Origin of the sequence: Clostridioides sp. ZZV14-6154 (assembly GCF_020657785.1) — a bacterium.
Classification (GTDB): domain Bacteria; phylum Bacillota; class Clostridia; order Peptostreptococcales; family Peptostreptococcaceae; genus Clostridioides.
In genome coordinates this window covers 1-2,164 of the sequence record NZ_JAGWCY010000029.1, presented here as the reverse complement: position 1 = coordinate 2,164, position 2,164 = coordinate 1, and the positions used below count along the sequence as shown (strand labels likewise).

At 48.3% G+C, this 2,164-nt stretch carries 19 tRNA genes and 1 rRNA gene; all 20 read right to left on the bottom strand.

What is annotated here, in order from left to right:
* Positions 1–142 precede the first annotated feature (142 nt).
* The 20 genes from KGF45_RS19525 to rrf all read right to left on the bottom strand — a co-directional run bounded on the left by KGF45_RS19525 (position 143) and on the right by rrf (position 1,963).
* A tRNA-Met gene (locus tag KGF45_RS19525) sits at positions 143–219 on the bottom strand.
* 7 nt (positions 220–226) lie between these two features.
* Positions 227–302 (bottom strand) — tRNA-Phe (locus KGF45_RS19520).
* Positions 303–305: 3 nt separating this feature from the next.
* A tRNA-Ile gene (locus KGF45_RS19515) sits at positions 306–382 on the bottom strand.
* Between the two features lie 5 nt (positions 383–387).
* Positions 388–464: transfer RNA gene (locus KGF45_RS19510), tRNA-Pro, on the bottom strand.
* Positions 465–524: 60 nt separating this feature from the next.
* Positions 525–600, bottom strand: a tRNA-Trp gene (locus KGF45_RS19505).
* A gap of 11 nt (positions 601–611) precedes the next feature.
* Positions 612–685 (bottom strand) — tRNA-Ile (locus KGF45_RS19500).
* A 4-nt stretch (positions 686–689) separates the two neighbouring features.
* A tRNA-Pro gene (locus tag KGF45_RS19495) sits at positions 690–766 on the bottom strand.
* A gap of 9 nt (positions 767–775) precedes the next feature.
* Positions 776–866, bottom strand: a tRNA-Ser gene (locus KGF45_RS19490).
* A 24-nt stretch (positions 867–890) separates the two neighbouring features.
* Positions 891–979, bottom strand: a tRNA-Ser gene (locus KGF45_RS19485).
* A 2-nt stretch (positions 980–981) separates the two neighbouring features.
* Positions 982–1,057: transfer RNA gene (locus tag KGF45_RS19480), tRNA-Lys, on the bottom strand.
* Between the two features lie 11 nt (positions 1,058–1,068).
* Positions 1,069–1,144 (bottom strand) — tRNA-Gln (locus KGF45_RS19475).
* A gap of 9 nt (positions 1,145–1,153) precedes the next feature.
* Positions 1,154–1,230: transfer RNA gene (locus KGF45_RS19470), tRNA-Arg, on the bottom strand.
* Between the two features lie 8 nt (positions 1,231–1,238).
* Positions 1,239–1,312, bottom strand: a tRNA-Gly gene (locus KGF45_RS19465).
* Between the two features lie 14 nt (positions 1,313–1,326).
* A tRNA-Tyr gene (locus KGF45_RS19460) sits at positions 1,327–1,411 on the bottom strand.
* Positions 1,412–1,426: 15 nt separating this feature from the next.
* Positions 1,427–1,501, bottom strand: a tRNA-Thr gene (locus KGF45_RS19455).
* Positions 1,502–1,520: 19 nt separating this feature from the next.
* Positions 1,521–1,597 (bottom strand) — tRNA-Asp (locus KGF45_RS19450).
* A 5-nt stretch (positions 1,598–1,602) separates the two neighbouring features.
* Positions 1,603–1,678: transfer RNA gene (locus KGF45_RS19445), tRNA-Val, on the bottom strand.
* Positions 1,679–1,683: 5 nt separating this feature from the next.
* Positions 1,684–1,758, bottom strand: a tRNA-Glu gene (locus KGF45_RS19440).
* A 6-nt stretch (positions 1,759–1,764) separates the two neighbouring features.
* Positions 1,765–1,839, bottom strand: a tRNA-Asn gene (locus KGF45_RS19435).
* Between the two features lie 7 nt (positions 1,840–1,846).
* Positions 1,847–1,963 (bottom strand): 5S ribosomal RNA (gene rrf, locus KGF45_RS19430).
* Positions 1,964–2,164 lie beyond the last annotated feature (201 nt).

Sequence of the window (2,164 nt, the reverse complement as noted above, 5' to 3'; positions counted from 1 at the left end):
CTGAGCCAGGATCAAACTCTCAAATAAAAGTTTATCAGGCTCAGATACTATTGTTATCAAAATATCTGGCTTTATGGTTTGTTTCTTGTTTATAAATTAACCTACTGTTTAATTTTCAAAGTTCTTTATTGATATAGTTAGATGGTAGCGGTAATAGGAGTCGAACCTATGACCTTTCGGGTATGAACCGAACGCTCTAGCCAACTAAGCTATACCGCCGTATTTCTGGTGCCCAGAGGCGGAATCGAACCACCGACACGGGGATTTTCAGTCCCCTGCTCTACCGACTGAGCTATCTGGGCAAATGGTGGGCCTAGCTGGACTCGAACCAGCGACCTCACGCTTATCAGGCGTGCGCTCTAACCACCTGAGCTATAGGCCCTTACTTGGTCGAGGTGAAGGGACTCGAACCCCCGGCCCCATGGTCCCAAACCATGTGCGCTACCAAACTGCGCTACACCTCGAAATATTATTTACTATCTTATATTACTCTAAAACTCGTTTTTTTTCAAGTCCTTTTTATTTGGCAGGGGTGGAGGGACTCGAACCCCCGGCGCACGGTTTTGGAGACCGACGCTCTACCAACTGAGCTACACCCCTATGAAGAATAATGGACCTTCAGGGACTCGAACCCCAGACCTACCGGTTATGAGCCGGGCGCTCTAACCAACTGAGCTAAAGGTCCTGGTTGGTCGAGGTGAAGGGACTCGAACCCCCGGCCCCATGGTCCCAAACCATGTGCGCTACCAAACTGCGCTACACCTCGTTTTTTAAATGGCGGAGAAGGAGGGATTCGAACCCTCGCACCGGTTACCCAGCCTAATCCCTTAGCAGGGGATCCTCTTGAGCCACTTGAGTACTTCTCCAAATTTAGTCCTATTATTTTAGTTTGGCGGAGAGGGTGGGATTCGAACCCACGGCCCCTTTCGAAGTCACTGGTTTTCAAGACCAGCTCCTTAAACCACTCGGACACCTCTCCATTGGTGATCTATCCGCGACTCGAACGCGGGACACCCTGATTAAAAGTCAGGTGCTCTACCGACTGAGCTAATAGACCATATTTTTATTTGGCTGGGGATGCAGGACTCGAACCTACGCATACATGAGTCAAAGTCATGTGCCTTACCGACTTGGCTAATCCCCAATATATATGTGGTGAGCGCACAGGGATTCGAACCCCGGACACACGCCTTAGAAGGGCGTTGCTCTATCCAGCTGAGCTATGCACCCACGCTTTTTGGAGCGGGTGAAGGGGATCGAACCCTCACAGCTGGCTTGGAAGGCCAGAACTCTACCATTGAGCTACACCCGCATATTTAATTTAATTGGTGGAGGATGGTGGATTCGAACCACCGAAGTCGATGACAACAGATTTACAGTCTGCCCCCTTTGGCCGCTCGGGAAATCCTCCGTTATTAATCTTACATGGAGCTGGTGATAGGAATCGAACCTACAACCTGCTGATTACAAGTCAGCTGCTCTACCGTTGAGCCACACCAGCATATATCTTAGTTTTTATTTGGCGACCTGGAAGGGGTTCGAACCCTCGACCTCCAGCGTGACAGGCTGGCATTCTAACCAACTGAACTACCAGGCCGCAAATGGTGGGACCAGCAGGGCTCGAACCTGCGACCCCCTGCTTGTAAGGCAGGTGCTCTCCCAGCTGAGCTATGATCCCACAAATGGTGACTCGTAGGGGAATTGAACCCCTGTTACCGCCGTGAAAGGGCGGTGTCTTAACCTCTTGACCAACGAGCCATATATTGGCTCCAAGGGTGGGGCTCGAACCCACAGCCTACCGGTTAACAGCCGGTTGCTCCACCGTTGAGCTACCTTGGAACATCTAACGTGGCTATGTCCTACTCTCCCAGGCAGTTTCCCACCAAGTACCATCAGCGCTAGAGAACTTAACTTCTGTGTTCGGAATGGGAACAGGTGTATCTTCTCTGCTATTATAACCACATTTCTTTCTTGTTGCTAGGACAAGTATAATATTAACATTTTTTGTTATTTTTGTCAATACTTTTTTCATACTTTTTTAGAGTTAACACTCTAAAAACTACATATATATTTTAATTAATGAACATCAAATAAATATTGGTCAAGTCCTCGACCTATTAGTATCGATAAGCTAAATACATTACTGCACTTACACCTTCGACCT